2 tRNA genes and 2 rRNA genes are annotated in these 871 nt (G+C 49.5%); all 4 read left to right on the top strand.

The window, feature by feature from the left end:
• Nucleotides 1-117: ribosomal RNA gene (locus J4614_RS21870) — 16S ribosomal RNA — on the top strand; the annotation flags it as partial.
• Between the two features lie 69 nt (nt 118-186).
• Nucleotides 187-263 (top strand) — tRNA-Ile (locus J4614_RS21875).
• Between the two features lie 109 nt (nt 264-372).
• Nucleotides 373-448 (top strand) — tRNA-Ala (locus J4614_RS21880).
• Nucleotides 449-630: 182 nt separating this feature from the next.
• Nucleotides 631-871, top strand: a 23S ribosomal RNA gene (locus J4614_RS21885); the annotation flags it as partial.

Here is an 871-nt window from a genome sequence, read left to right on the forward strand (position 1 = left end):
GCAAAAGAAGTAGGTAGCTTAACCTTCGGGAGGGCGCTTACCACTTTGTGATTCATGACTGGGGTGAAGTCGTAACAAGGTAACCGTAGGGGAACCTGCGGTTGGATCACCTCCTTACCTTAAAGAAACGGTCTTTGCAGTGCTCACACAGATTGTCTGATGAAAAACGAGCAGTAAAACCTCTACAGGCTTGTAGCTCAGGTGGTTAGAGCGCACCCCTGATAAGGGTGAGGTCGGTGGTTCAAGTCCACTCAGGCCTACCAGATTCGCTCCCGTGCTTTGTTGTGGCAAAGCTCGCATACTTCAGTATGCTTCGCTTCACCACGCCGCGCCCGGAAACGAATCAAAGGTAAGAGGTTCTGACTACACGATGGGGCTATAGCTCAGCTGGGAGAGCGCCTGCTTTGCACGCAGGAGGTCTGCGGTTCGATCCCGCATAGCTCCACCATCTCGTGAGTGTTTACGAAAAAATACTTCAGAGTGTACCTGAAAGGGTTCACTGCGAAGTTTTGCTCTTTAAAAATCTGGATCAAGCTGAAAATTGAAACACAGAACAACGAAAGTTGTTCGTGAGTCTCTCAAATTTTCGCAACACGATGATGAATCGCAAGAAACATCTTCGGGTTGTGAGGTTAAGCGACTAAGCGTACACGGTGGATGCCCTGGCAGTCAGAGGCGATGAAGGGCGTGCTAATCTGCGATAAGCGCCGGTAAGGTGATATGAACCGTTATAACCGGCGATACCCGAATGGGGAAACCCAGTGTGACTCGTCACACTATCATTAACTGAATCCATAGGTTAATGAGGCGAACCGGGGGAACTGAAACATCTAAGTACCCCGAGGAAAAGAAATCAACCGAGATTCCCCCA

This window comes from Salmonella sp. 32031103-2018-00083-FB-01-SM-01 (assembly GCF_017571995.1).
Classification (GTDB): Bacteria; Pseudomonadota; Gammaproteobacteria; order Enterobacterales; family Enterobacteriaceae; genus Salmonella; species Salmonella enterica.